Annotated in this window: 27 protein-coding genes; 12 read left to right on the top strand and 15 right to left on the bottom strand. The window is 50.5% G+C overall.

Annotated elements, in window-relative coordinates:
- Positions 1 to 156: 156 nt before the first annotated feature.
- A complete protein-coding gene (locus AC53GJ_RS08870; protein ID WP_496732318.1) occupies positions 157 to 900 on the top strand; it encodes a YciK family oxidoreductase in 744 nt (247 codons plus the stop codon).
- A 146-nt stretch (positions 901 to 1046) separates the two neighbouring features.
- On the opposite strand, the gene AC53GJ_RS08865 is transcribed toward AC53GJ_RS08870, so the two are convergent.
- Complete coding sequence (locus AC53GJ_RS08865) at positions 1047 to 1583, bottom strand: H-NS family histone-like protein (RefSeq protein WP_496732317.1); 537 nt, start codon at positions 1581 to 1583, stop codon at positions 1047 to 1049.
- A gap of 178 nt (positions 1584 to 1761) precedes the next feature.
- On the opposite strand from AC53GJ_RS08865, the gene can reads away from it, so the two are divergent.
- The gene (gene can, locus AC53GJ_RS08860; RefSeq protein WP_496732316.1) at positions 1762 to 2412 is read left to right on the top strand and encodes a carbonate dehydratase; all 651 of its coding nucleotides are present in this window, start codon (positions 1762 to 1764) and stop codon (positions 2410 to 2412) included.
- A gap of 10 nt (positions 2413 to 2422) precedes the next feature.
- Here can and AC53GJ_RS08855 read toward each other — a convergent pair whose 3' ends face one another.
- Together AC53GJ_RS08855 and AC53GJ_RS08850 are read right to left on the bottom strand one after the other, a co-directional pair.
- A complete protein-coding gene (locus AC53GJ_RS08855) occupies positions 2423 to 2962 on the bottom strand; it encodes a hypothetical protein (protein WP_496732315.1) in 540 nt (179 codons plus the stop codon).
- 5 nt (positions 2963 to 2967) lie between these two features.
- Positions 2968 to 3450, bottom strand: a complete 483-nt coding sequence (locus tag AC53GJ_RS08850; protein ID WP_496732314.1) for an acyl-CoA thioesterase — start codon at positions 3448 to 3450, stop codon at positions 2968 to 2970.
- 325 nt (positions 3451 to 3775) lie between these two features.
- On the opposite strand from AC53GJ_RS08850, the gene AC53GJ_RS08845 reads away from it, so the two are divergent.
- From AC53GJ_RS08845 to AC53GJ_RS08820, 6 genes are all read left to right on the top strand, one after another.
- Entirely contained in the window at positions 3776 to 4084 is a 309-nt protein-coding gene (locus AC53GJ_RS08845) for a hypothetical protein (RefSeq protein ID WP_496732313.1), read from the top strand.
- Positions 4085 to 4164: 80 nt separating this feature from the next.
- A complete protein-coding gene (locus AC53GJ_RS08840; RefSeq protein ID WP_496732312.1) occupies positions 4165 to 5265 on the top strand; it encodes a TOMM precursor leader peptide-binding protein in 1101 nt (366 codons plus the stop codon).
- Positions 5255 to 6586 (top strand): YcaO-like family protein, encoded by a 1332-nt coding sequence (locus tag AC53GJ_RS08835; RefSeq protein ID WP_496732311.1) that lies wholly within the window; start codon positions 5255 to 5257, stop codon positions 6584 to 6586. The genes AC53GJ_RS08840 and AC53GJ_RS08835 overlap by 11 nt, the downstream gene beginning before the upstream one ends.
- 20 nt (positions 6587 to 6606) lie before the next feature.
- Complete coding sequence (locus AC53GJ_RS08830; RefSeq protein ID WP_496732310.1) at positions 6607 to 7431, top strand: SagB family peptide dehydrogenase; 825 nt, start codon at positions 6607 to 6609, stop codon at positions 7429 to 7431.
- On the top strand, positions 7412 to 9670 hold the full coding sequence (locus tag AC53GJ_RS08825) for a tetratricopeptide repeat protein (protein WP_496732309.1): 2259 nt from the start codon (positions 7412 to 7414) through the stop codon (positions 9668 to 9670). Before AC53GJ_RS08830 ends, AC53GJ_RS08825 begins: the two co-directional genes overlap by 20 nt.
- Positions 9625 to 10140, top strand: coding sequence for a papain-like cysteine protease family protein (locus tag AC53GJ_RS08820; RefSeq protein WP_496732308.1), 516 nt, complete (start codon positions 9625 to 9627; stop codon positions 10138 to 10140). Before AC53GJ_RS08825 ends, AC53GJ_RS08820 begins: the two co-directional genes overlap by 46 nt.
- On the opposite strand, the gene purU is transcribed toward AC53GJ_RS08820, so the two are convergent.
- Positions 10135 to 10926: a formyltetrahydrofolate deformylase gene (gene purU / locus AC53GJ_RS08815; RefSeq protein ID WP_496732307.1), complete on the bottom strand. Its 792-nt coding sequence runs from the start codon at positions 10924 to 10926 to the stop codon at positions 10135 to 10137. The genes AC53GJ_RS08820 and purU overlap by 6 nt on opposite strands.
- Positions 10927 to 11141: 215 nt before the next feature.
- Between purU and tsaA the strand changes: the two genes are divergently transcribed.
- The 4 genes from tsaA (at position 11142) to AC53GJ_RS08795 (ending at position 15135) form a co-directional block, all read left to right on the top strand.
- A complete protein-coding gene (tsaA, locus tag AC53GJ_RS08810; protein ID WP_496732306.1) occupies positions 11142 to 11858 on the top strand; it encodes a tRNA (N6-threonylcarbamoyladenosine(37)-N6)-methyltransferase TrmO in 717 nt (238 codons plus the stop codon).
- Positions 11818 to 12939: a Kelch repeat-containing protein gene (locus AC53GJ_RS08805; RefSeq protein ID WP_496732305.1), complete on the top strand. Its 1122-nt coding sequence runs from the start codon at positions 11818 to 11820 to the stop codon at positions 12937 to 12939. Before tsaA ends, AC53GJ_RS08805 begins: the two co-directional genes overlap by 41 nt.
- Positions 12940 to 12988: 49 nt before the next feature.
- Positions 12989 to 14713 (top strand): proline--tRNA ligase, encoded by a 1725-nt coding sequence (locus tag AC53GJ_RS08800; protein WP_496732304.1) that lies wholly within the window; start codon positions 12989 to 12991, stop codon positions 14711 to 14713.
- A 104-nt stretch (positions 14714 to 14817) separates the two neighbouring features.
- Positions 14818 to 15135 (top strand): DUF6170 family protein, encoded by a 318-nt coding sequence (locus AC53GJ_RS08795; RefSeq protein ID WP_496732303.1) that lies wholly within the window; start codon positions 14818 to 14820, stop codon positions 15133 to 15135.
- 123 nt (positions 15136 to 15258) lie between these two features.
- Here AC53GJ_RS08795 and AC53GJ_RS08790 read toward each other — a convergent pair whose 3' ends face one another.
- The 11 genes from AC53GJ_RS08790 to ccmA form a co-directional block, all read right to left on the bottom strand.
- On the bottom strand, positions 15259 to 16773 hold the full coding sequence (locus tag AC53GJ_RS08790) for a peptide MFS transporter (RefSeq protein WP_496732302.1): 1515 nt from the start codon (positions 16771 to 16773) through the stop codon (positions 15259 to 15261).
- A gap of 244 nt (positions 16774 to 17017) precedes the next feature.
- On the bottom strand, positions 17018 to 17767 hold the full coding sequence (locus AC53GJ_RS08785; protein WP_496732301.1) for an MlaA family lipoprotein: 750 nt from the start codon (positions 17765 to 17767) through the stop codon (positions 17018 to 17020).
- On the bottom strand, positions 17751 to 19055 hold the full coding sequence (gene ccmI, locus AC53GJ_RS08780; RefSeq protein ID WP_496732299.1) for a c-type cytochrome biogenesis protein CcmI: 1305 nt from the start codon (positions 19053 to 19055) through the stop codon (positions 17751 to 17753). Before ccmI ends, AC53GJ_RS08785 begins: the two co-directional genes overlap by 17 nt.
- On the bottom strand, positions 19052 to 19579 hold the full coding sequence (locus tag AC53GJ_RS08775; RefSeq protein ID WP_496732297.1) for a cytochrome c-type biogenesis protein: 528 nt from the start codon (positions 19577 to 19579) through the stop codon (positions 19052 to 19054). Before AC53GJ_RS08775 ends, ccmI begins: the two co-directional genes overlap by 4 nt.
- Positions 19569 to 20183, bottom strand: coding sequence for a redoxin family protein (locus tag AC53GJ_RS08770; RefSeq protein ID WP_496732296.1), 615 nt, complete (start codon positions 20181 to 20183; stop codon positions 19569 to 19571). The genes AC53GJ_RS08775 and AC53GJ_RS08770 overlap by 11 nt, the downstream gene beginning before the upstream one ends.
- Complete coding sequence (locus AC53GJ_RS08765) at positions 20176 to 22158, bottom strand: heme lyase CcmF/NrfE family subunit (protein ID WP_496732295.1); 1983 nt, start codon at positions 22156 to 22158, stop codon at positions 20176 to 20178. The genes AC53GJ_RS08770 and AC53GJ_RS08765 overlap by 8 nt, the downstream gene beginning before the upstream one ends.
- Positions 22155 to 22721: a cytochrome c maturation protein CcmE gene (gene ccmE, locus AC53GJ_RS08760; RefSeq protein ID WP_496732294.1), complete on the bottom strand. Its 567-nt coding sequence runs from the start codon at positions 22719 to 22721 to the stop codon at positions 22155 to 22157. The genes AC53GJ_RS08765 and ccmE overlap by 4 nt, the downstream gene beginning before the upstream one ends.
- A complete protein-coding gene (gene ccmD / locus AC53GJ_RS08755) occupies positions 22718 to 22933 on the bottom strand; it encodes a heme exporter protein CcmD (RefSeq protein ID WP_496732293.1) in 216 nt (71 codons plus the stop codon). Before ccmD ends, ccmE begins: the two co-directional genes overlap by 4 nt.
- Positions 22926 to 23705 (bottom strand): heme ABC transporter permease, encoded by a 780-nt coding sequence (locus AC53GJ_RS08750; protein ID WP_496732292.1) that lies wholly within the window; start codon positions 23703 to 23705, stop codon positions 22926 to 22928. Before AC53GJ_RS08750 ends, ccmD begins: the two co-directional genes overlap by 8 nt.
- A gap of 1 nt (position 23706) precedes the next feature.
- Positions 23707 to 24372: a heme exporter protein CcmB gene (gene ccmB / locus AC53GJ_RS08745; protein WP_496732291.1), complete on the bottom strand. Its 666-nt coding sequence runs from the start codon at positions 24370 to 24372 to the stop codon at positions 23707 to 23709.
- Positions 24366 to 24977, bottom strand: coding sequence for a cytochrome c biogenesis heme-transporting ATPase CcmA (gene ccmA, locus AC53GJ_RS08740; protein ID WP_496732290.1), 612 nt, complete (start codon positions 24975 to 24977; stop codon positions 24366 to 24368). The genes ccmB and ccmA overlap by 7 nt, the downstream gene beginning before the upstream one ends.
- Between the last annotated feature and the right edge of the window lie 35 nt (positions 24978 to 25012).

Genomic DNA, 25012 nt, shown 5'->3' with positions numbered 1-25012 from the left:
TATGCCTGGAAGCTGGTAAGAGCTACGACCTGTTAAACTTAACCTAACCAGAAAAAATTCGCTAGTTCTAAACTAAATATCTGTGAAGAAAGGTGCAAATGCCAGACAGAGCGGTTATGCTGCGCCGGTTTTTCTGCAGGACAGAGGTTGAATCAGATGAAAAATTTCCAGCCAGAGACACAGGTTCTCGCCAAAAAAACCATTCTAGTAACCGGTGCAGGCGATGGTATTGGCCGAGTTGCGGCCATGACTTATGCCGAACATGGCGCCACCGTTATTTTATTAGGCAAAACCACCGCCAAACTGGAAGCTGTTTATGATGAAATCGTCAACAAAGGCTGGCCTGAACCAGCCATTGTGCCGCTCGATTTAAATGGCGCCAGTAAAAAACATTATCAGGACATGGCGCAAACCATTAAAGCAGAATTTGGTCAGTTAGATGGTTTATTACACAATGCTGGCGTATTGGGTGTGTTAAGCCCGTTTGAACATCTTGATCTCGACACCTGGCAAAAAATCCTTCAGGTCAATCTGACCTCGGCGATGTTGATGACACAAGCGCTGATGCCGGTGTTAGCAAAAGCCCCCCATGCCTCCGTTATTTTCACTAGCTCAGGGGTCGGCCGCAAATCACGCGCGTTTTGGGGCGGTTATGCGGTGTCAAAATTCGCCACTGAAGGTTTGATGCAAACCATCGCCGATGAGTATGAAGCCAGCACGATCCGGACCAATTGCATTAATCCGGGAGCCACCCGCACCAAAATGCGTAATGCCGCTTATCCTGGTGAAAATCAACTGACGCTGGCAACGCCAGAACAAATCATGCCACTTTATTTATATCTGATGGCAGATGACAGTATTGGCGTGAATGGCCAGTCGCTGGATGCACAGCCAAAATAACACCGTTGTTTGGCAAGATAAGCGCTGCCAGCCTGGCGTAGCACATCCGCTTGACTAGGTATCCACCAGATAAAAAAGCCTGCTATGCAGGCTTTTTTTATCTGTATCAAGTCGCTGAACCCAGCAGAGTTGGGTTCAGCACAAGATTAGCGCTTTTCCAGAATTTCTTCGTTATTCAGTTGTGCCCAGTCATTCCAGACTTCAACTTTTGAATTGAAATTTGCCAGTGCTTGAGCGGCAGCGTCTGCTAACAGCTCATCAACTTGTTTAATATATTTCTTTTCAACTGTTGAGAATGGCACTACGTCAATACCGCGCTCTTGCAAACCTTTTTTCATGGTATGGGTTTTTAACAGCTGTAATTCACCATTTTCTACATAAAAGAATTGGCTTTCTTTGTTAATTGTTTTGAACTTTGGTTTGACCGGACGTTTGCCTTCGGTCATAACCACGTCATCTTCAACAACAGCAACTGCCACCCCATCAGCATTCAGTTTATAGCCTAATTGTTCTAAGGTAAAACCCTGAGATTTAGCATATTCACGAACTTTATCTAATACTTCCGACTCTTTCGCCCGTTCATCCAGAACTGAATTTAATACTTCGATTACTTCATGTAATTTGGTGACAGTTAATTCTTTTGCCGCTTTTTTTAATTCACGTTTATCAAGTAACACCGACATTGATTGCCCCTTTTTATATTTTACATAAGATATGAATATGATAACGGTAAAACAATCATAATGAAACCCATTTTGTGATATTCAATTATTGTACAAATCTGTCGGCTTTTAGCTGGTCGGTGCTGAGTTATTGCCATTTATAGGGTATCTTAACGGCAGATTAATGCCGGGGGTTGTGATGCGTTCTCTTAAACACTTGTTTGAAAATAATAAAAATTGGGCCGATCGGATCGAATTGGAAGCGCCAGGCTTCTTTAAAAAGTTGTCCGAGCAGCAAGCTCCGGAGTATTTATGGATCGGCTGTTCCGATAGCAGGGTTCCAGCCAATGATATTGTCGGCTTACTGCCAGGCGAATTATTTGTCCATCGTAATGTCGCCAACCTGGTGCTACATTCCGATATTAACTGCCTTTCGGTGCTGCAATATGCCATTGATGTATTGAAAATCAAACATATCATTGTCTGCGGCCATTATGGCTGTGGTGGTATTAATGCAGCGATGACCAAGCAAAAAGTTGGTTTTGTTGATAACTGGTTGCGTAACATTAAAGACGTCTATGCCATGCATCGGGATGAAATTGAGTCTATTGCCGAAGAATCGGATCGGCTGAATCGCGTCTGTGAATTAAACGTGATTGAGCAAGTCAGAAATGTTTGCCATACCAGTTTTGTGCAGGAAGCCTGGGATCGAGGTCAGCCACTGACGGTGCATGGCTGGGTCTACAGCTTACGCAATGGCCGGGTGAAAGATTTAAGGGTCAGCCATTCCAGCGCAGCCACCATCGACAATATCTATGCGCTTGATTTGACTGAAGAGAACAACCAGTAACTGTTGCAGCTTATCGGAACTTGACCTGACCCTCTTTGCTTGGAAAATAACGGGCACTATGCCCGGCCACCCAACTGCCTCGTTGCAGATATTCGGCGCTGGTGTGTAACTCACCAGCCTTCAGCACACTGACAGAGCGGACTTTGGTAATACCATTGGCGTTATTTTCGACGTGTTCTTCGGCAGTTAATTGACCATTGCTGCTATTGTATTGCATGGTGCCGTGGGTATAAAAACCAGCCGTGGTGAAATAATAATAAGCCAGACTTTGTTTGGCTTTGTCCCAAAAAATAATAGATTCGCCGCCATATTCGCCATCATTGACCGAATGAATCACTTTAATCGCCTGGCCATTTAAAGCGCGTTGCCATAAAGAATGATCAAGCATTTGTCTACCTGACTGTTCGGCCAGAACACCACGCCAGACAATATTCAGAAAGGGTTCAGCCCAACGCAATTCTTCAGCCAACGGCAATTTTTCTGTGGCCGCGACTTGCCAGTGGCAACTCAACCCCAGCCAGAATACCAACAGATATTTGATTTGTCTCATAGTGCTTACTCCGGCTGTTGCTGATAAAAATCCAGCATTTGTTGTTCAACCTTTTGCGAAAACTGTTTCATTTCGATGGCATACTGCTCCAGAAATTGATCTTCTGCCGTCACAGCCTGCCAGGTCGGTACAGCGGCAGTCTGCCCCTTTGCGTCAAGGGCAACAAAAGTAATAATACAGTGATTGGTTTCAGCCAACTGTGCCGATTGGGTATCCCCGGAGCGAACCTGAATAAAAATATGCATTGACGAGTGACCGGTGTGCACCACCCTGGCTTCCAACTCAACCAGATGACCGACCAGAATGGGCCGGCGAAACCGAATGGTTCCCACCGACACAGTAACACAATACAAGCCGCTCCAGCGGGCAGCACAGGCATAAGCCGCCTGGTCAATCCACTTCATCACCATGCCACCATGGACTTTTCCACCAAAATTGACATGGGTGGGTTCTGCCAGAAATCTGAACTCTACCGAACGTTGTGTCATATTGCATCCCATAGTCAGCCGCAGTGCAGCCTGAGTCAGAACTGCGGATCTCGGTGATCTTCTACAGCATCAGGTTGCTGCTGCCTTGCTGACACCAACCATGGGGGCTGGTTAGCGCAGCGTGTTAAGCATAGTGCCGACTGATCGATGTCCGCAAAATTTTTCTGCCAATTTGCTGTTTCCGCAAAAACTACACTAAGATTTTTGCGGGTCAAGGAGACCCAAGTCTTTCATTGCATCGATCTGAACTGATGTTCTCAGGTGATGCAGTGCTCATGTTGTTCCAGATAAACCTATAAACATCCTGACTACGGAGAACTGCATTATGGATTCTATTGCCAATCATCCCGATTTTCACAATCCGATCACTGCCTTGCTCGAAGGTAACGATGTATCGATCTTGACAGAGAATGCCCGCCAACTGCTTGAAGGCGATTTATACGCGCTGGCCTGGCGCAATCACACCAGTCGTACCGAAAAGCTCAGTGTTCGCGATTTGAACTCAATTGAAGAAGCGTTTAGCAAACACTCGTTGTATGGTTCTGCGAACAGTCCGGTGGTGGGCGCTTCCTGCTGTTGCACCTGTACCCCTGCCTGTTGCTGTACTGCGGTTGCCGTAGTGCGCGCTGCCTGATACTTGCTGCTGCAGTGCCGTCCTCTGTTTTGACAGCGCTGCCGCAGTTTTCCTGACAACCATGGCAAGGACGAACATTGATGAACGACCAACTAATCATGCTGCCGGTGCAGGTTATAGAGCAAGAAGGCGCAGTGATCCTAAAACGGGGTCTGGAACAAATTTTAATCCCGGATCAAAACGCCTTAGTGATTATCCGGGTTTTGCAGCAGGCTTTACTGCGCAAACCCAGTACTGTGAATGAGTTACTTAGTTTATTTGCAGCCCCGGTGCGGCCACTCATTGAAGAATTACTGCTGCATCTGCAAAAAAAACGCTTTGTCGTTCCCCTGGCCGAAGCCACAGTGCCGCACCAGCCCCATCAGAGCGAAAGTCCGCAACAGATCTTTTACTGGCATTTTAACCGCCACCAGCAACAGATAGCTGCGGCACTGAATCAAGGCAGTTGGCTGCTGATCGGCATTAACAAACTGACAGGATTATTATTGCAGGCGATGCTGCGGGAGGGGTTGCAGCATTATTTGATCGTGGATGATCCCATGTTGCGCAATATCGAATTATTTGATCAGCAGCATCAACTGACGGATCCATTCTGGCAACAACAAGCTGACCATATCATCAGTGAAAGCCAGTTATTCAGCAGTGACAGCAACGGGCATCGTTTTGTGGTGGCGGCTTCCGAATTCGGTAGTTTTTTTCTGCTGGAACGCTGGAATGAATATGCCGTGCGCCAGCAATTGCCGTTTTATCCGGCGATCCTGCAAAACATGGTGGGTTATGCTGGCCCCTTAGTGGTCCCACATGAAAGTGCTTGCCTGGCTTGCCTGAAATCACGGCAAAACTCCCACAGCCCAGGTTTTGCCGAACGCCGGATCACCGAGCAATATGCGTTTTCCGGGCAGCAGGTGGTGGCTTACCACCAGTCAATGCTGCAGACACTGGCTGCGGTCGCGGCTTTTGATCTGGTGAAGTTTTCCAGCAATATTCAGTGGGAAGTCGGTTCCCTGTGCGAAATCGATCTGCTGGCTGGTAGCATGATCAGACGTAAAATATTAAAAGCACCGCGTTGCCCTATCTGCAGCGGGTTGCAGGATAATCCGCTGGTCAACATCTACAAACAACTGACCTCAGATGCCGCCTGGCAGGAAATCAGACAAACGGTAGGTGATTATGAAAATTGAGTTACAAAGCCCATTATCACGACTGGCTGATGCGCTTCCCTATATTTTTGACAGCAGGACCGGCATCATAGGTCAGGTCAGCGAACATCCGGCTGAAACCGACTCACCACGTTTTTTTCGTTATAACTGTACCGCAGCCAATACCGAAGCCTTTGGCGAATATCGTAATTTTGCCGTCGGCGGCGGCGCGGCCATCAGCCGGGAGATGGCCCTTGCCAAAACTATCGGTGAAGCAATAGAGCGTTACTGTGCAGCGATTTATGACAAACAGCAATTCCCTTTGACCAGTTACGATCAGGCTCCTTTTCACTGTGTCCATCCGGCCCGCTTCGCGCTCTATTCCAGCAGTCAGTACAGTTATCCGGATTTTATGTTCGACCCATTTTTGCCCTCTTCGCCGGTGCGTTGGGTACCAGCACTAGATCTGCAGAGCCAGCAGCAAATTCATGTGCCGGCAGCTATGGTGTATGTACCTTACTTTTTTTATCAGGAAGGTGATGAAACGCCTATCTGCCAGCCCATTTCGACAGGTCTGTCCTGCCATTGCAGCTTCGAAGAAGCGGCGATCGGCGCTTTATGCGAAGTAATAGAGCGTGATTGTTTTATGATCAGCTGGCAGGCCCGCTTAAGCCGGGTGCGGCTGCGACAGGATAATCTTTCGGCGCAAAACAAGGATCTAATCCGTCGTTTCACCGCAGTCGGGTACCAGATCCATCTGATGGACATCAGCAACGAAAGCCAAATTCCGGCCGTGCTGGCTGTGGCACGGCACCAGACAGGTTATGTGCCTTTGGTCGTCGCCGCGTCAGTGGCGCTCAGCGCCGAAGAAGCCATCCGTAAAGCACTGGAAGAACTGGCCCATACTGAGCGGTACGCCTTTCAGATTAAAGGTGAAGTCCCCAGACTGGTCCCTGATCCGGAATATGACAATATTATTGGTCAGGTTGATCATGTTAATTACTGGGTTGACCCAGCCCACAGTGCTGACGCCGCTTTTTTATATGCGTCTGAACAATGGCGCGATTTTCAGCAGATGCCAGATTTCAGCGGCCTGACCCCGAGCCACAGTCTGCAAAACTTAGTGCAGCGTTTACACCAGACCGGCTATCAGGCGCTGGTGACGGACATCACCACAGCCGATGTCCGAGAGTTAGGAATGTGGGTACTACGGGCCTTGATCCCGGGCTACCATCCATTATTTATGGGCTATCACCATAGACCTCTGGGTGGCACCCGCTTATGGCAAATCCCGCAATTACTCGGTTTTTCCGGCCTGTCTGCGACAACAGCCGATTATCCGTTTCCGCATCCATTCCCCTGACTGAACGAAGGAAAGTAATAATGCAGCCTCATTTATGGAAAAAAACTGAACTCAATACCGATTCCGCCGAAATGGCATGGGAACAATTTCATGAAAGCTCCAAAACCGGTCGCTATGATCTGGCGCTGACCAACCAGCAAGTGGTTGAACAGATGGATAATCTGTATACCAGCTTACCCTATCATCATTTTCAGCCGATTGCGCTGCCAGACACTTTACTGCAAAGCCGGCATCAATTTGCCGACATAGTCCAGGCCAGACGGACCCCAGCCACAGTAGAGCCTACTCGCATCACACTGGCACAACTGCGTACTCTGTTGTTTTTAGCCTATGGTCAGACCCGCGATAACAGTGACAATGCATACATTCACCGCCCATTTCGTACCGTCCCCTCTGGCGGTGCCTTATATCCGCTTGAGCTGTATTTTTATCATCCGGGCCGGATCGAAGGACTGGAAGCTGGCATTTATCATTATTCTCCGGCACTGAACGCAGTGCACTTTATCAAACCCGGCCTGTTTCAGCATGAACTGGCGGCTGCGCTGGTCGAGTTTCAGAGCCAGTTAGCGGAGCAATTGTCAGTGGTAATCTTTATTACCGCCATGTTTCAGCGTTCTGTATTTAAGTATCGGAATAAGGGGTATCGCTTTTGCCTGCTGGAAGCCGGGCATGTGGCACAAAACATTAACCTGGCAGCAACCGCGCTGGATCTTGGAGTGATCAACATCGGTGGTTTTTACGATCGCAAGATTGATGCCTTACTAGAGTTAGATGGCCTGCACCATGCCATTTTATATATCAATGGGATCTGCGCCGGAGGACAGCATGACAGCGACCCCACTTGAGCTGCCGACCATCACCCGGCACACGGTTCCTGTGCTGTTGCAGTGCTGGTATTGTCACAGTTTTGCCAGTTTACAGGCTGACATCGGCTGGCAGGATGCATCGAAAGAAACGGTACTGGCCGATCTGAGCCTCGGCGGCTGGCGCGGTCATGACTTAGCCAGGCAATGGGGATCGCAACTGGGGTTGCCACCGCCACCGCAATTACAACCCGAACTTTATCGCCCGCATGATCAGCAACACTATGCCGACACAGTGGGTCAACTGATTGATCATGAAAGTGAAGGTGATCAGAACTTTATCGCCGCCTGTCAGTTTGCCCGACAGTTAGTGGCGGCCATGTTACAACAAAGCCGGTTTTTGCTTGGGGTCATCGCACCTTTCGCCGGTCAGCACTGGAATAGCGAGGATCTGCAATTACTTCGTATCGTCGCCAGTGCCTGCCAACAGTATCGGTTGCAGTTGGCATTGTGGCTAAGGCCAGGTGCAGAGTTGCCGCTGCTAGCAGGTTTTCACTGTCAGTTGCAGCCTCAGTCTGCCACGCCCCCCGCATTACCACCGACCAGCGCACTGGTCAGTGCAGTGCCGGGCTTACTACATCCCGACTGGCTGGACGCTGAGCTGCATCAGAATACTGAGGTCCTGGAGCTGGCGGGCGGTCAGTTGTTACTGTCGCCGCTGTTACGGCCCCTGCACCCTGCAGCGACACCAGCGATTAAATTGCCGGATCATTTGCAAGTGAGTTTTGCTTTACGCCAACAACCTCAAGACTGTCAGTTTTTGCAACAACAGGCCGATCAGCGTTTTGCCGAAGGGGGTTATCAACTGGCCTATACTATTTTGGATCAGATTGACGCCGAAAGCCTGCCATTGCAGCAACAAGCCCTATTAGAAGTGCAAAAACAAAAAATCGCCATTGCCTTGCTGGATTTCCCCAGAGCAGCCACTGGCATATTGCCAGACGCCAGTTTGCCCGACGAGGTGCAGGCAGCCCTCTATCAGAACAAAGCCTGGGGTCTGGTCATGACGGGGCAAGCCCACAGTGCTGAACAATATTTTGCCCGCGCCAGGCAATTGCTTGATCCCGTGCGCCAGGCCCGCTTATATCTGTATCTGCAGAATATCTCCGCCTTGAATCAACTCCGGCTTGGTGATGTTGACGCAGCGCTGGCGCTGGAAAAAACCATAGAGCAACAATTACAGCGCTTGCCAGAACCAGATTGGCATTTGTGTTATATCAATTGTCTGAATCAGGCCAGAATCTATAAAAAATTGCAGGATTATGCCCAGGCCGAACATTATTACCGTCTTGGTTTTGCAGTGAATGGCCAGTTACGCAATGAAAGTGATTTATTGTATATGAATCTGTGCCTGGCCCAGCTGAAAATGCTGCAACAACAACCGCAACAGGCGCTCTATTATTGGTTACGGACGGCAATACACTGGTTATCCAATCCACTGCCAGAAGCTTTGGCTCCCAGAGTCGCCCAAGCTGTACTCGGCCAACCGCTGTCCAACCGGCAAGCTTGTCCTGAGCAAATCTCCGCCAGTCTGCTCGCCAGTGCACAACAGTGTACAAAGCAACTGGGAATTGTCGTGTCCAGTTACCCACAACCGCTGCCTTTTGCCCGTATCAGCCAGCCGGGTCAGGCCCAGCAATGTATTGGCATTCCGGGTTTTAGTCTGCTGCTGAGCCTGCAGTATCAGGCGCATTTCCCGGTTGATGGGCCAGCCTATCGCAGCTTAAATCAATGGACACTGGGATTATTGCAACAATTATTACCTGAGTTGGAGCTGACCACTGCCCGCAGCATTCTGACCGATCCACAATGTGGTCACGAACTCCCGGTTACCGCCAGAGAAACACTGTGGTCCTGTCTGCAATGGCAAGTGCCGAGCCTGCAATTTGCCGGTCAGGCATTTGCAGTCCCACTCGCAGAAACAGCACATAGCGCACCGCTGGACATCGCAGCGCCAGCGCTGATCACACTGCTCAGCAGTTTTAAAGTGCAGCCCAGCACCGCCATCAGCTATGTCAGTCACAGCAACCAGGGCTGGCAAGTGGTCTATAAAAGATATCGACCCGCCTTATCGCTCAATGCCGCCCAACAACAGCTCTTGCTGCGCGTGCAACAGCCTTGTGCTGTGACCGAGCTTGGCCAGTGGTTGCAACAGACCCCAGCCCAGGTATTGCCATGGCTGTACCAGTTGTCACAGCAACGACTGATCCAGGTGCACTGATGGCGCTGTTACTGCCGTTTCAACTGGAACCACAACAGGGTCATTTACAGTGCTGGGCTGCGGTGGCAGTATCACTGGGGCGGTATTATCAACGCTGCCCTGTGCCCTCCCAGCAGGAGTTTGCCCGTCAGGTCTTGGGGCCAAACTGTGATCAGGTCTGTCCGCCATTACAGGCTCTGGCTCGGATGCAACTGAGCTATCAGGAACAGAGCGGCGTGCTGCCACTGCCCAGGCTTAGAGCAGAACTGGCAGCTGGTCATCCACTGCTGGCCGCTATGCGGTATTTTATCGGCTGGCATTTGGTGGTGATTTACGGTATTGAGCAAGATGACCGGCTGTGGCTTGCCGATCCGCAATATGGCGAACAATGTATCCCTTACCAGCAGTTACAGCAACAGTACCGGCAATATTACAGCTGGAGCCACAGTTATGTATTTAGCGGCCATTTGGCAGATCTGGCACAGTTATAGAATCACTGTTTTATTGCCATGCACAAAAACCCGGTCCTCCAGGATCAGTTGCAATGCTTTACTAAGGACATTTTTTTCAACATCTCGCCCGGCCTTCACCATATCCTGCGCACTGTAATTGTGATCAACATTGGTCACCATCTGCTTGATGATTGGGCCTTCATCCAAATCGTCGGTGACAAAATGTGCGGTAGCGCCAATGATTTTAACTCCGCGTAAAAAGGCCTGATGGTAAGGATTTGCGCCAATAAAAGCCGGCAAAAAGCTATGATGAATATTAATAATACGTTGTGGATAAAGCCGGACAAAATCACGGGTCAGCACCCGCATAAATTTAGCCAGCACCAGATAATCCGGTTGATACCAGGCTATTTGCGCCGCCAGTAATTGCTCATGCGCGGCCCTGTTCAAACCTTCGTGGCTGATACAATGAAACGGGATATCAAACTTAGCGGCCAGCGAGCCCAGATCCGGATGATTGCCAATGACCGCCTGGATCTCCAGTGCTAAAGAACCATCGTACACTTTCATCAAAATATCACCCAGACAATGGGCTTCTTTGGTCACCATAATGACTATTTTTTTCCGACGGCGACTGTCCACTAATTGGCGCTGACTGCCAGTTGGTAAAGCACGGTCTAAATCCAATAACAGGGTTTCTTCATTAAACAGACCTTCCAGTTGAGTCCGCATATAAAACTGGCCGGTTTGCGGGTCAACATATTCGGTATTGCGCACAATATTGAGCTGATGCTTGTAACAAATATTGGTAATGTGTGCGATCAACCCTTTTGAATCCGGGCATTCAATTAATAAAACTTTTTCCATCATCATCAGAACAACACTCAACGAGTTTGCTAGTTAAAAAATCCACTCTAGACGGCTGCAAGGCTGAAGGCAAGAAAATAACCAGAAAGATCACAAGCTTGTTGTTTTGTCATCCGAGCGCCATAATGCGGTCATCTGCTAACGGCGGCTTGACCTGCCATGTTCGAGTTTTTATGCAACCATTTACCTTCAATGCGGTTGGATTTATCGAATCACCGTACAAACAAAAATTTGCCATTCCGCGTCAGCCGGGTTTAATTCCGGAAGCACGGGGCCAGCTAGTGTTGCAACCGCCCTACGCCGATGATGCCATAGTGCGTGGTATCGAAAGTTTCAGCCATTTGTGGCTGGTCTTTGTATTTCACCAGACGGCAGATAAGGGCTGGTCGCCATTAGTACGGCCACCCAGACTCGGCGGCAATCAGAAAAAAGGGGTATTTGCCACCAGAGCCACATTCAGACCCAACCCTGTTGGCTTATCTGTGGTAAAACTGGAAGGTGTGCAACGGCGGGGAGAACAGCTGGTACTGTTATTATCCGGACTTGATCTGCTGGACGGCACCCCGGTATTGGATATCAAGCCCTATTTGCCCTATTCCGATGCGTTACCGCAAGCTGCCGGTGGTTTTGCCGATGCCTCCCCTGAAACCATGATGACCGTCAGTCTGAGTGCACAGGCGCAGACTTTTTGTCAGCACAGCAAAATCCCAGATTTACAGATTTTCATTGAAAAAGTATTAAAACAAGATCCAAGACCATCCTATAAAAAGCAGCGGGACGAAGTACAAAGTTATGGCATGACCTTGTACGACCTGAATATCAAATGGACAGTAGACGGAGAACACAATCATGTTACAGAAATTCGCCGGCAACCGCCGACTGAGGACTGACTCAGCGCATCTTGTGCTCTGTAGTGCGGCGCTACTGGGTTTGCTGCAAACCTCAACGGCGTCAGCAGCCATCACCCTGCCTGCCTTGCCAGAAGCGGTCAGTAATCAACTGGTGCTACAAAGTACAGTCCGTGGCAAATGGGTTCTGGCCAGTTTTGCCGGCCAGTCGGATCAGACGGGTGGCGACCACAATAAAGTCTGGCAACTGAGCGAAGGCAGCCCCATCTGGCAAGCTGTGCCTGCGCTGCCAAATCAGGCCCGTCAGTCTGGCCGGCTGGCCGCCAGCGGCGTAGCCATGAGTAATCATTTGTTTATCTTCGCTGGCGCCGACAAAACCGCCGATGGCAGTGATAAGATCCTGACGGACAGTTATCGTTTTAGCCCACTGACCCAAACTTATACCAAATTACCGGACATGCCGGTGGCCGTAGCCGACAGTCTGGCGCTGTCCTATCAGGAACGCTATATCTATCTGCTGAGCGGTCGGCAGCAATATGGTCATATCAATCTGGTGCAGTTATTTGATAACTTCAGTCAGAAATGGTCACAGGCCACGCCCTATCCTGGTGCTGCGGTAGCCGGTCATGCTGGCGCTATTGTCGGCCATCAGATGCTGGTCTGTGATGGCATCAGTCAGGATTATCAGCAACAAGCAACAGGCCAGCTCAGTACGACGGCCGCCTGTTACCTTGGTGATATTGACAGTAAACAAGCCAACATCATTCGCTGGCAAAAAATCCCTCATCACGGCGGACCGGCCCGCTATCGGCAAGCGGCCATCGCTGTGACTGTTGATGGCGAAAAAATGATTGCTTTTGTCGGCGGCAGTGCACAAAGCGCCAGCCCAACGGTCAACTCAGCGACCTTAACGACAGCGTTCAATGGCAAAGCCAGTGACCAGCTCTATCTTTATGCCATGCAACAACAACGCTGGTTAAAAGCCAGCAGCAGTGTGGCCGTGACTGATCTGCGCTCTTTAGTCAGTATCAATGGCGAAATTTTCAGCGTCGGTGGCATAGATGGCAGCAACAATGTCAGCTCAGCCCTGATTAAACATCAGATTAAACTTCTGCCCGAGTAAAGGCCTTGTTAGAATAAGGCAAAAGGCACAATAAAATAGTGGATAGCATATGCGCACCAGTCAATATTTAGTCTCTACCTTAAAAGAAACCCCGGCCGATGCCGAGATTATCAGTCATCAGTTGATGTTACGCGCCGGTATGATCCGCCGTGAAGCGTCAGGCATGTACACCTGGTTACCGACAGGCCTGCGTGTGCTGCGTAAAGTCGAAGCCATAGTGCGTGATGAAATGAATAAAGCCGGCGCGCTGGAAGTGTTAATGCCGATGGTGCAACCGGCTGAATTATGGCAGGAGTCTGGTCGCTGGGAGCAAATGGACGCAGAATTACTGCGCTTTAAAGACCGCCATCAGCGTGACTTCGTGTTAGGCCCGACCCATGAAGAAGTAATCACCGATTTAGTCCGCAAAGAAATCAGCAGCTACAAACAACTGCCAATCAATCTGTATCAGATCCAGACCAAATTCCGTGATGAGCGCAGGCCACGTTTTGGCGTGATGCGGGCCCGCGAATTCCTGATGAAAGACGCATATTCCTTCCATTTAAGTCAGGAAAGTCTGGAGCAGACTTATCAGGCGATGTATCAGGCTTATTGCAACATCTTTACCCGGCTTGGCTTAAATTTCCGTCCTGTGCTGGCGGATACCGGTGCTATTGGCGGCGCCGTGTCACACGAATTCCATGTACTGGCCGCCTCTGGTGAAGATGCTATTGTGTTTTCTGATGCCAGTGATTACGCCGCCAATATTGAAAAAGCTGAGGCGCTGCCACCAACGACAGCACGGCCGGCTGCCACTACAGCCCTGACTGAAGTGGCGACCCCTGCCGCCAAAACTATTGCTGAAGTTGCAGCGCAACTGGCAGTGTCTGCCGAGCGGATTGCTAAAACCTTGTTGGTGCATGCCCGTAAAGCCGATGACAAAGCACCACAAGGACTGATTGCGCTGGTGCTGCGTGGTGATCATGAACTCAATGAAATTAAAGCCGATAAACACCCATTAGTCGCTTCGCCTTTGACCTTCGCCTCTGAGGCAGAAATTTTAGCTGCCACTGGTGCCAACGCCGGTTCAGTCGGCCCGGTTGGCCTGAGCATTCCAGTGCTGGTGGATCATGCAGCCGCTGTGCTGGCTGATTTTGTCACCGGAGCTAATAAAGACGGCTTCCATCTGACCGGCGTCAACTTTGAGCGTGATATCAACAACTACCAAACAGCTGATTTACGCAATGTGGTTGAAGGTGATGCCAGCCCTTGTGGCCAGGGTCAACTGGTGATTAAACGTGGTATCGAGGTTGGCCATATTTTCCAGTTAGGTGACAAATACGCCGCCGCGATGAAAGCAGGGGTGCTGAACGAAGAAGGCAAACACCAGATCATGACCATGGGCTGTTATGGTGTTGGCGTATCCCGCATTGTGGCAGCCGCTATTGAACAAAACCATGATCAGTACGGCATTCGCTGGCCGGATGCTATCGCACCATTCCAGGTGGCTATTGTACCGATGAATATGCACAAATCTGTCCGTATTCAGGAAGCGGCTGAGCAGCTGTACCGCCAACTGACTGCTGCCGGTATTGAAGTGCTGTTTGATGATCGCAAAGAGCGACCAGGCGTGATGTTTGCCGATATGGAATTAGTCGGCGTGCCGCACCATATTATCATTGGTGAGCGCAACCTGGACGAGCGTAAAGTCGAATACAAAAACCGCCGTACTGGCGACAAAGCCATGCTGGATCTTGATGCCGTGCTGGCTGAGTTGCAACAGCGCTTGCAATAAGTTGTCCAGTCAAGCCCGCTCAGTGACAGTTTAGCGCTGACCACTGAGATCGGGCTTTGGCTTGACTGCGTATCCAGTCCAACTGCATAACCGTGAGTCTTCAAATGTTATATTGGAACAGTCAGTCCTTGCCGCAATTGCAGGGCTTAAATTTCCGTGAGCGGATGGCCGTGATCCGTCGCGCCAGCGATCTATTGCCAGTGCCGAAAAAGTTACTGCTGAACCTGCTGAAACTTGCCATTCTGATCCCGCCTTTTATGGCCATTGCCCGCTCGGCCTCTATTGTAGAAGCTGCACTCTGGACAGTGTTGCTGATTGTAGTGTATCCACTGCTGAGCAGGCCACTGACCTTTGCGCTGGTTGAACCCCTATTGCCTCAAGCACGAAGCCAACTGAGTAAATCAACTGAAGCGCAGGATTAATCTGGTTCAGCAGCAGCGGTTTATCCTGGCAGCATCTCATCGCTGGCAATAGTGTTAACAAAAAGGGCAATCCACTGGATTGCCCGTTTGTCTTCCTAGGCCATCTACTGGCCTTGCCTCTGATTATTTGACGCCGTGCATCAGTTTATTGATCAACGGCGAAATCACCAGCAGTAACAGACCGGCACCAAGCAGCAGATAAAAACTGAAGCTAAAGCCCGCCAGTGCCGAATCAATGGTCATACCGGTTTCACCGGAAATTTCACCGGCCAATAAACCGGATAAATTATTGCCGGTGGCAATCGACAGGAACCAGGCCCCCATCGCCAGACCCACACAACGCACGGGAGCCAGTTTAGTGACCATCGACAAGCCAATTGGCGATAAACATAACTCACCAATGGATTGCAACATATAACAAGCCACCAGCGGCCACAGTGGGATCAAACCATTGCCATCCACCAGTTGGGTCAGTGCATACATCAGCACCAGGAAGCCAAGCGCATTCCCCAGCAAACCTAAACCAAATTTAAACGGGATGGTCGGTTCCAGATTACGTTTGCTGGTCAGATACCAGATAAAGCTGATCACCGGCGCGAAGATAATAATCGCCATCGAATTGACAGATTGGAACCAGCCGGTCGGGAAAATGAAACTGCCGTCACTGAAGATATCGCGATTGACTAAATTTTGCGCCAGGAAGTTAAAAGAACTACCGGCTTGTTCAAAGAACATCCAGAAGGTGACATTAAAACCAAACAGCAATAACAGCGCATAGACCTGATGCAATTGCACAGTACCGGTTTTTTTACCTTCGACCACCAGCATCAGCGCCACAATGATAAAGAGCACCCCTAACACCCAGGCCAGCGTCTGCGCCCCCATGCCTGCCATCAGGAAATACACCACAGGCACCGCAACCACCACCCCTGCGATCACATAGGCCAGCATTTTACCAGCTGGCTTATCTGCGGGGATCACGCCAATGTTTTTCAGCTGGGCCCGACCTAAATAAAACCAAATGGTACTGAGTAACATGCCAACACCAGCAGCGCCAAACACCGCTTTATAATTCTGATGTTGCGGCGTACCAAAAATTTCACTGGCTAACCAGCCGGTGATCAGCGGGGATAACATACCGCCTAAATTGATACCCATATAAAAAATGGTAAAACCGCGGTCACGACGGTTGTCATCTTTGGCATAGAGCTGGCCGACCAAGGATGAAATATTCGGCTTAAACAGACCATTACCAACCACAATCACCGCCAGACCGAGTAAAAATACATCCAGACTTGGCACCATGATCATGAAAAGACCAATCGACATCACCACAGCCCCCAGCAGGATCGAGCGCTGATATCCGATGATCCTGTCGGCGACATAACCACCGAAAATAGCAGTGGCATACACTAGCGCCAGGTAAGCGCCGTAATAGCGACTGGCAGCAGCTTCACCAGAAGCATTACCTTCATAGAATTGTGAAACTATATACAGAGTCAGGGCCCAGCGAATGCCGTAAAAGGCAAAACGCTCCCAAAACTCAGCCATAAATAACATCCACAATGGCTTCGGATGGCCCCACAAAGTACCAAATTCAGCCATGGCAACCGGGGTCGAAGTTTGACTTACACTCATCGGCGCACCTCCGGTACCACAGCCAGGCACAAGCCGGTCTGCAGCGCAGCAGCACTGTCATTACAATGGATCATGGTGATTTCCTGTTTCTAATAATTATGGTCAGGGTCGTCAGACCCCGGAGGGTTGAAAATAGCCCGATGTTTATACCGTAACCACCAGAAAATGAAAAGGGGCAGCCATGTAGACTGCCCCTGTTTGGGTGTAAATCCGCCGAAAACTGGCTAATTCAGCACAGATCGGATCACTCGAGGAATTCTTCCAATGCCGCTTCATCCACCGACTGCTCTGGTGGATTGCCATCATACAACTGATACTCTTGCCGCTGAAAATAGGCATCTTTGACAAAGGCATAAGGATCCAGCGAGTCATTCAGCAGTTTTTCCTGCGCCATCAGTTGTTCGCGACCTGACAAGGCACCAATCACAAACTTGCCGATGGTTTGGGGTGTATTCAGTACCGACATGGGGAAATACAAATTATCCACCAGATCGCCGGTCAGATTACGGATAGTGGCAGGACCACGGGCCGGGATCATCAGATAAGGGCCATGACCAACACCCCAAACGCCGAGCGTCTGACCGAAATCTTCCGGCCGCTCGGCCAGCCCCATCGGTGTGGCCACATCAAATAAACCAACCACGCCGACCGTGCTGTTCAGCAAAAAACGTCCTGCGCTGACCGCAGAGCCTGATGGTTTGCCCTGTAACAAACCGTTGAAAAAATTGGCGGGTTCATTGAGGTTGTTCACCACATTACTCAAGCCGGTACGCGCTGGTTTTGGTACCACCGCCATATAACCGACAGTGACCGGACGTAACACATAAGCATCCAGATAATCGTAGTTAAAAGTCCAGAACGACCTGTTTAATGATTCAAAAGGATCTCTGGCATCATTCACTGGCGCCGCTGTGGTTGCTGGCTGTTGCGTGCTACTGCAGCCAGCCAGCCACAGTGCGGACAAAATCAGGGTGGTGTTAATCAGTGGTTTCACCGCTAAGCTCCATGGTGAGGGTCAACGGCTGACCCTGGCTAAAAGTTAAAACATCGGACACAATTTCCGGATCGCCGGCAGTTTTGCTGACCGCACCAGATTGACTGATACGGGCTGACACCACCACCTGCTCCACATTATCCAGACCCCAACCTGGTTGCATCACCATGGCAGAGGTCAATTCAATTTGCTGGCGACCGGCAACAACCGGCAATTTCTGCACCGCCAATGGCATTGGTGATCCAGCAACAGCTTTGGCAACCACAAACAAACTGGCATTAGCGAATTTCGCCGCCAGGCTGTCACTGATGGTTAACTGAATGACAATACGCCGTTCACTGCCAGCCGGATCTTTCGCAGCTGGCTCGCTGCCATTACCCATGCTGGTGTCAGGCGTAGTTGCCACCGGGACTGTTGTCGCCGGAACAGTGGCTACAACACTGCCATTTAATGCTGCCAATTGCTGCTGGATCATCGGATAACGCGGATCTGCCGGTTGTAACTGGGCCAATAATAATTCCCAGGCTGCCCGCGCTTCCTTGATATCGCCGCGCTGCTGCGCTATCAGCGCCAGCATCGACAGCGCATCGGTATTACCGGGTTCTTTTTGCAGCACCAGTCCGAGACTCTGTGCTGCTTTTTGCATATTTTCCGCACTTTCGGTGACTAAAAGTGCCTGCGCGTAGCTTAACCGCAGATTAACGCGCTCTGGTGTCAGCACCAGTGCTTTTTCAAAAGCCTCTAACGACTCCTCAACCAAGCCTTGCGAAAACCAGATGCGGCCGAGCACAAACCAAGCGACGGCATCGTCACCTTCGACCGCGAGTTTAGTGCGTAGTGCCAGCGCGAATAAGCTGATTTCTTCATCTGACAATGGCTCGCCTTTGTTGAGCAGGGCCCGCTCACCATAGGACGGCAGGCTTTGCTGTGCCAGCACCCAATCATTCAGGCTTTTATAATGACCGGTCAGCCAATAGCTGGTACCGACCAGTAACAGCAGCAAGCACAGCGCCAGATACAACAACCGGCCAGCAGCAGTCGCGGATGTCAGCGTCGGCGTCACAGGTGCAGATTCAACAAAATGTTGTTTCAGTTCAGCTGCCGCCTGGGCAAAATCTGCTGGTGCTAATTCACCGTTATCCCGTGCCAGCACCAACAGTTGTAACCGTTCGCGGAATAGTTCGGTCCGGCTTTGGTTAAACTCGACTGAGGCCCGTCGGGGCCAGAAAATAATCACCAGGCTGGCAATCATCATCAGTAACGCGACTAAAAGCAGTGGCGCTGTCATGACTGGTTTCTCCTGCCCTGCTGTGGGCTCTGTAGACTGTCAGGCACGCTCACTTCATCAATAATGGCCTGTAATTCGCTATCGAATTGTGGTTGCTGCAGCTGTGGCGCTGGGTCTGCTTTGCCTTTTCTCAACATAAAAACAAACATGCTGGTTAACAAACCAACAGGTAATAACCAGAGCCAAATGGTGCTCCATTGTACTGGCGGCTGATAATGCACAAAGTCTCCATAACGTTGTTTCATATAAGCCAGCACTTGTTGCTTATTCTGCCCTTGTTGCACCAACTGATAAGTTTTTTGCCGCATATCCACCGCGACTACCGCATTGGAATCAGCAATATTCTGATTCTGACACTTAGGGCAGCGCAGTTCGGCGGTGAGCTCGCGAAACAACGCCTGTTGTTCAGAGGACTGAAATTGCAGCAGTTCTTCTGCTGCCTGGCCTGATCCGCTCAAAGTAGCTGCCAACAGCAAGGCGCTGACGCTCAGCAGCCACCAGTGGCGGCTCAACTTATTTAACATGGACCACCTCCTGTTGAGTGGCTGCACTCTGGTTTGCGCTTTCAGCCAGCAAGGCCTGATATTGCGCCGCCAACGCCGGCCAGTTTTGCGGATGAATATCGCCGACATGATGCGCGCGGATTTTACCATGCTGATCAATCAAAAAGGTTTCCGGCGCACCTGTCACCCCCAAATCAAAAATCAGACTGCGCTTTTCATCCAGTAAATTAAATTGATAGGGATCGCCCTGCTCTGCCAGTTTACGGCGCACATCGTCTTGCAACGCCGCCACATCAAAACTTTCGCCAAAGGCCGCGTCCAGCGGTTGCACATAATAGAGTCCGATAATGCGCACGCCCTGCTGGCGTAACTCAGTCAGAAAGCCAAGTTCAGCATTACAAGTGGGACACCAGGTGCCCCACACATTCAGTAAATACGGCTGGCCGCGTAAATCCTCTGCAGTTTTGAGCTGACCGGACATTAATTCCGGCAACTGAAAAGCAGGTAAATCACGCTGCAATAAGGCAGACCCATGCTGGCGCGGATCAGAGAACAAACCACTGAATAAAAATACACTCATGGCAATGAAAAGTACAAAAGGAAGGAAAAACATTAACTTACGCATGTTGACCCTCACTTTTTACTTCAGCTGTTGCCATCGCGGCTGACTGCCGCCGCCGATATCTTGGATCTAACAGCGCAATCAGACCACCCAGCGCCATCAATAAACCACCGAGCCAAATCCAGCGCACAAAAGGTTTAACATAAATCCGCAGCGCCCAGGACGGGCCGGGCAATTCTTCGCCAAGCGCCACATACAGATCCCGGCTTAACCGAGCATGCACCGCAGCTTCGGTCATCACAGTTTTTTGCAACGCATAAAAGCGTTTTTCCGCGTGCAGATGCGTTACTTTTTCGCCGGCGCTATACACTTCCAGCTCTGCCGCCTGACCGCCATAATTGGGACCATTGAGCGCATACACATCACTTAAGGTGAAATCGTATTCGTTCAGCTGTACCGTATCGCCAATTTTCATCCGGACATCTTTTTCGACACTCAGCGTTTTGGTCATAGCCACCCCTATCACCAGCACGGCAAAGCCAATATGAGCGATGGTCATGCCCCAGTGACTCAGTTGCAAACGACTGATGCCAGCACCAACACCACCGAGCTGTTGTAACCGCTGCCAGACTTCAACAATGGCGGACCAGCCGACCCAGGCACCCAGTAATAACCCCAGCAATGCCAGATTGGCAGCAAAACCAATGGTCAGGCTCATATAACCCAGCGCCAGCGTCAGGGCACCAATCAACACCAGCGTCAGTGGTTTCAACAGCGGAGGCAGGCTTTGTTGTTTCCAGCGCACCCAGGGGCCAAGCCCTAATAACAAACTAAAAGGGATCACCAGGTAATAAAACAACTGATTAAAAAACGGCTCACCAATGGAAATTGACCCTAGTCCCAACTCTTTATGGAACAGTGGATATAAAGTGCCGAGAAACACCACCAGCGTCGCGGTCAATAAAAACACGTTATTGCCCCACAACAACACTTCGCGGCTAAACAGCTGATAACGGCTTTGTGAGCGTACTGCGTTCATCCGCAGTGCATATAAAAACAGCGAACCACCAACCACCAGCAATAAAAAGGCCAGTAAATACAAACCGCGGCTTGGATCAGAAGCAAAAGAATGCACTGACACCAACACGCCGGAACGCACTAAAAACGCCCCCATCAGACTGAGGGAAAAGGCGGCAATGGCCAGTAATACAGTCCAGGATTTAAAAGTGCCACGTTTCTCCGTCACAGCCAGTGAATGTAACAAGGCAGTACCAACCAGCCAGGGCATAAAAGAAGCATTCTCAACCGGATCCCAGAACCACCAGCCACCCCAGCCCAGTTCGTTATAGGCCCACCAGCTACCCAGCATAATGCCAAGGGTTAGGAACAACCAGGCCGCTAAGGTCCAGGGCCTGGCCCAGCGCGCCCAGGTACTGTCAAATTTACCACCAAGCAAAGCCGCAATGGCAAAAGCAAAAGACACGGCAAAACCAACATAACCCAGGTACAACAAAGGCGGATGCACTATCATGCCAAAATCCTGCAACAGCGGATTCAGATCCCGGCCCTCTACCGGATAAAACGGCAGACTGCGGGCAAAAGGGTTGGACATGAACAGTGAAAAAGCGGTAAAACCAACACAAATAATCCCCAGCACGGCCAGAATACGGCCTTGCATCAACAAGGGTAAAGATTTGGAAAAACACGCCACCAGCGCAGTCCACAACGTCAGCATAGTGACCCACAACAGCATTGAACCTTCGTGTGAACCAAAGCTGGCAGTGATCTGATAATACCAGGGCAAAATACTGCTGGAATTACTGGCAACGTTAATGACGGTAAAGTCATTCTGTAAAAAAGCAGCAATCAGGCAGCCCATAGCCAAGGCGCTGAATAAAAACATGCCAATCGCCAAGGGTTTGGCCATTAACAGTGCACGCTGATGGCCGCTGAAGCTGCCATACAGCGGAAAGGTTGCCAGCAAGGCAGACAAACCAAAAGCAAACGTCAGCGCCAGCTGACCTATTTCCGGTATCATGGCAGCACTCCCGCTGGCTGTTGCTGTGCAGGCTTTACATCACCGGCTGCAGATTCAGCCGGACCCGCTGCTTTTGGCTGATAACCAGTTGCCGCCGGATAAGTTTTCGATGGCGCCACGTGTTTAATGCCTTTCATCGCTTCGGCAACTTCAGGTGGCATATATTCTTCGTCATGTTTAGCCAGCACTTCGGTCGCGGCAATAGTGGTGGCATCCATCAGGGTACCCTGTGCCACAATGCCCTGCCCCTCACGGAATAAATCCGGCAAAATGCCTTCATAGGTCACGGTCACAGTCGGCCCAGTATCGACCAAATCAAAGCTGACTTTTAAACTGTGTTCATCCCGTTTTACTGAACCTTTCACCACCATACCGCCAATCCGCAACCGTTGACCTGGTACAGGTTTGACTTTGTCTTTGCCAAGACCATCCACCAACTGCGACGGGGTATAAAATAAATCGACATTTTCCTGTAATGCATACAACATTGCAGCCACAGCACCACCGAGCAGTAACAACATAGCGCTGACGGCTAACAACCGTTGTTTTCTTCTTGGATTCATTCAGTCTGCTCCTGTTGTTGCTGTTGTCTGATGCGGTGTTCGCGGGCTTGTTTGGCAGCCAGGTTTTGCAGCAACTGACGCTGACTACGATGACTGTACCAGGCCAAAATAGCCAACAGCAGATAAGTACTGCCAAATGAAATCCAGACGTATAAGGCGTATCCGCCCATCTGCAGAAAAGCTTGCCAGCTGTCAAAATAAAGTTCAGGCATCAGCGGACTCCCGGGTTGCCCGGACCTGTGGTGCTGCCAACTGTTGGCATAACTGCCGCACCCAGGGCCGGTGTTGTTCATTTTCTAAAATGGCGGTACGTAAACGCAAACAAGTTAAAGCTGCCAGTAATAATCCAAAACCAACAATGCCAAGCAACAGCGGCCATAACATCGACGCATCAATGGACGGTTTGGCAAATTTGGTGATAGTGGCGCCCTGATGCAAAGTGTTCCACCATTCGACAGAAAAATGGATGATCGGTAAATTCACCACGCCGACCAGCGCCAGCACGGCAGAGACTTTGGCGCCGGTCTGGCGATCAGCAAAAGCACCGGCGAGCGCCATGACCCCAAGGTATAAAAATAATAAAATCAGTTCTGAGGTCAGTCTGGCATCCCATACCCACCAGGTACCCCACATCGGCTTGCCCCAGGCCATACCGGTAAAAAGCGCAATCAGGGTAAATACCGCGCCGATAGGCGCAATAGCGCCCACCGCCCATTGGGCAGCTTTAACTTGCCAGACCAGCGCAATCAAGGCTGCAATCGCCATGCTGCTATAAGCACCCATCGACCAGATCGCCGCCGGCACATGGATATGAATAATGCGGTAACTATCACCTTGCTGATAATCAGCCGGGGTAAAAGCCAATCCCCACAGGGTACTGAGCAATAACACCAGCACAGCTGCTGCCATCAGCCAGGGATACCATAACCCACACAAACGATATAAAGTCTGCGGTTTTGCATATGGATCAAGCCATTTAAACATATCACCCCACGTTTATTTTTAATGCTTTTAACACCGCTAGTGGCACCAGCGCCAGCGCCAGACATAACATGGCAGCCAGTACGGCCAATTGGGCGCTATAGCTCAGTCCCATACTGGCATTTTCAACGGCTGCGCTGGCAAAAATCAGCAGCGGAATATACAAAGGTAAAATCAGTAAAGCCAGCAAAATACCACCTTTATCTGCCGATAAAGTCAGGGCAGCCCCCAGCACTGCCAGCATATTCAGCAGCGGCGTACCAAGCAGTAAGGTTAGGACCACCGCTTGCCAGCCTGGCATGGATAAGCCAAGTAACAAAGCTATCAATGGCGACATCAGCAATAATGGCAACGCCGTGCTGCACCAACTGCTGAGCATTTTCGCCAGCACATAAGGCAGCAATGGCTGTTGCGCCGCAACTAACTGCTCTAGCGTGCCCTGGCGGTAATCATCTTTAAACAGCCGCTCTGTTGCCAGCAGCACACTGAGTAAGGCTGCTATCCAGATAATACCTGGGGCAATTTCAACCAGCAGATTAGGTTTAGCGCCAACGCCTAACGGGAACAACGTCAGCACAATAATAAAAAACATCATTGGATTGAGCCAGTCGGCTTTTTGCCGGGCCAACAGGCGCCACTCGCGCAAAAAAGCCTGGCGGAAAATTACCATCGGTACATTAGCTCCAGTAATCTGGCCTGAGGGAAATGCTGACTGAGCGGCTGATGGGTGGTCAGAATAATGCTGCCGCCTTTGGCTAAATGCTGCCCAAATTGCTGTTGTAGCACGGCAATGGCCGACTGATCCAAAGCAGTAAAAGGCTCATCGAGGATCCAGAGGGTGGCAGAGGTCAGCCATAACCGCGCCAACGACACCCGCCGCTGCTGACCGGCGGATAACATCTGACAAGGAATATCTTCCAGGCCAGCCAGCCCCAACATGGCCAGCAACTGAAAATCATCGGCCGCTTTGAGCGCAAAGGCGGCCCGCCAGAAGGCCAGATTTTCCAGTGCGGTGAGTTGGGGTTGCACCCCGCTTAAGTGGCCGATATAACAAAGCTGACTGCTAAAATCACTGTTCGCCAGCGGTTGGCCCTGCCACAGCAGTTCACCTTCATCCGGTGCAGTTAAGCCAGCCAGAATGCGCAATAAACTGGTTTTACCGGCGCCATTTTTGCCACCGATCTGTAATAGCTCGCCCGCCGCCAGACGAAGGTCAAGGGCTTCAAATAAGATCCGGTCCTGACGGACACAAGTTAACTGAGTGGCGCTGAACACAATACCGGCTGACTCTGAAAAAAACAGCGCGCATC

It is taken from the genome of Rheinheimera sp. B2H12, assembly GCF_059620065.1.
This window is presented reverse-complemented; position numbering and strand designations above follow the sequence as displayed.

What these genes read in the sequence shown, in the direction of transcription:
- AC53GJ_RS08870 (WP_496732318.1), top strand. Translation starts at nt 157, where the DNA reads ATGAAAAATTTCCAGCCAGAGACACAGGTTCTCGCCAAAAAAACCATT.
- AC53GJ_RS08865 (WP_496732317.1), bottom strand. Translation starts at nt 1,583, where the DNA reads ATGTCGGTGTTACTTGATAAACGTGAATTAAAAAAAGCGGCAAAAGAA.
- can (WP_496732316.1), top strand. Translation starts at nt 1,762, where the DNA reads ATGCGTTCTCTTAAACACTTGTTTGAAAATAATAAAAATTGGGCCGAT.
- AC53GJ_RS08855 (WP_496732315.1), bottom strand. Translation starts at nt 2,962, where the DNA reads ATGAGACAAATCAAATATCTGTTGGTATTCTGGCTGGGGTTGAGTTGC.
- AC53GJ_RS08850 (WP_496732314.1), bottom strand. Translation starts at nt 3,450, where the DNA reads ATGACACAACGTTCGGTAGAGTTCAGATTTCTGGCAGAACCCACCCAT.
- AC53GJ_RS08845 (WP_496732313.1), top strand. Translation starts at nt 3,776, where the DNA reads ATGGATTCTATTGCCAATCATCCCGATTTTCACAATCCGATCACTGCC.
- AC53GJ_RS08840 (WP_496732312.1), top strand. Translation starts at nt 4,165, where the DNA reads ATGAACGACCAACTAATCATGCTGCCGGTGCAGGTTATAGAGCAAGAA.
- AC53GJ_RS08835 (WP_496732311.1), top strand. Translation starts at nt 5,255, where the DNA reads ATGAAAATTGAGTTACAAAGCCCATTATCACGACTGGCTGATGCGCTT.
- AC53GJ_RS08830 (WP_496732310.1), top strand. Translation starts at nt 6,607, where the DNA reads ATGCAGCCTCATTTATGGAAAAAAACTGAACTCAATACCGATTCCGCC.
- AC53GJ_RS08825 (WP_496732309.1), top strand. Translation starts at nt 7,412, where the DNA reads ATGACAGCGACCCCACTTGAGCTGCCGACCATCACCCGGCACACGGTT.
- AC53GJ_RS08820 (WP_496732308.1), top strand. Translation starts at nt 9,625, where the DNA reads ATGGCTGTACCAGTTGTCACAGCAACGACTGATCCAGGTGCACTGATG.
- tsaA (WP_496732306.1), top strand. Translation starts at nt 11,142, where the DNA reads ATGCAACCATTTACCTTCAATGCGGTTGGATTTATCGAATCACCGTAC.
- AC53GJ_RS08805 (WP_496732305.1), top strand. Translation starts at nt 11,818, where the DNA reads ATGTTACAGAAATTCGCCGGCAACCGCCGACTGAGGACTGACTCAGCG.
- AC53GJ_RS08800 (WP_496732304.1), top strand. Translation starts at nt 12,989, where the DNA reads ATGCGCACCAGTCAATATTTAGTCTCTACCTTAAAAGAAACCCCGGCC.
- AC53GJ_RS08795 (WP_496732303.1), top strand. Translation starts at nt 14,818, where the DNA reads ATGTTATATTGGAACAGTCAGTCCTTGCCGCAATTGCAGGGCTTAAAT.
- AC53GJ_RS08790 (WP_496732302.1), bottom strand. Translation starts at nt 16,773, where the DNA reads ATGAGTGTAAGTCAAACTTCGACCCCGGTTGCCATGGCTGAATTTGGT.
- ccmI (WP_496732299.1), bottom strand. Translation starts at nt 19,055, where the DNA reads ATGACAGCGCCACTGCTTTTAGTCGCGTTACTGATGATGATTGCCAGC.
- AC53GJ_RS08775 (WP_496732297.1), bottom strand. Translation starts at nt 19,579, where the DNA reads ATGTTAAATAAGTTGAGCCGCCACTGGTGGCTGCTGAGCGTCAGCGCC.
- AC53GJ_RS08770 (WP_496732296.1), bottom strand. Translation starts at nt 20,183, where the DNA reads ATGCGTAAGTTAATGTTTTTCCTTCCTTTTGTACTTTTCATTGCCATG.
- AC53GJ_RS08765 (WP_496732295.1), bottom strand. Translation starts at nt 22,158, where the DNA reads ATGATACCGGAAATAGGTCAGCTGGCGCTGACGTTTGCTTTTGGTTTG.
- ccmE (WP_496732294.1), bottom strand. Translation starts at nt 22,721, where the DNA reads ATGAATCCAAGAAGAAAACAACGGTTGTTAGCCGTCAGCGCTATGTTG.
- ccmD (WP_496732293.1), bottom strand. Translation starts at nt 22,933, where the DNA reads ATGCCTGAACTTTATTTTGACAGCTGGCAAGCTTTTCTGCAGATGGGC.
- AC53GJ_RS08750 (WP_496732292.1), bottom strand. Translation starts at nt 23,705, where the DNA reads ATGTTTAAATGGCTTGATCCATATGCAAAACCGCAGACTTTATATCGT.
- ccmB (WP_496732291.1), bottom strand. Translation starts at nt 24,372, where the DNA reads ATGGTAATTTTCCGCCAGGCTTTTTTGCGCGAGTGGCGCCTGTTGGCC.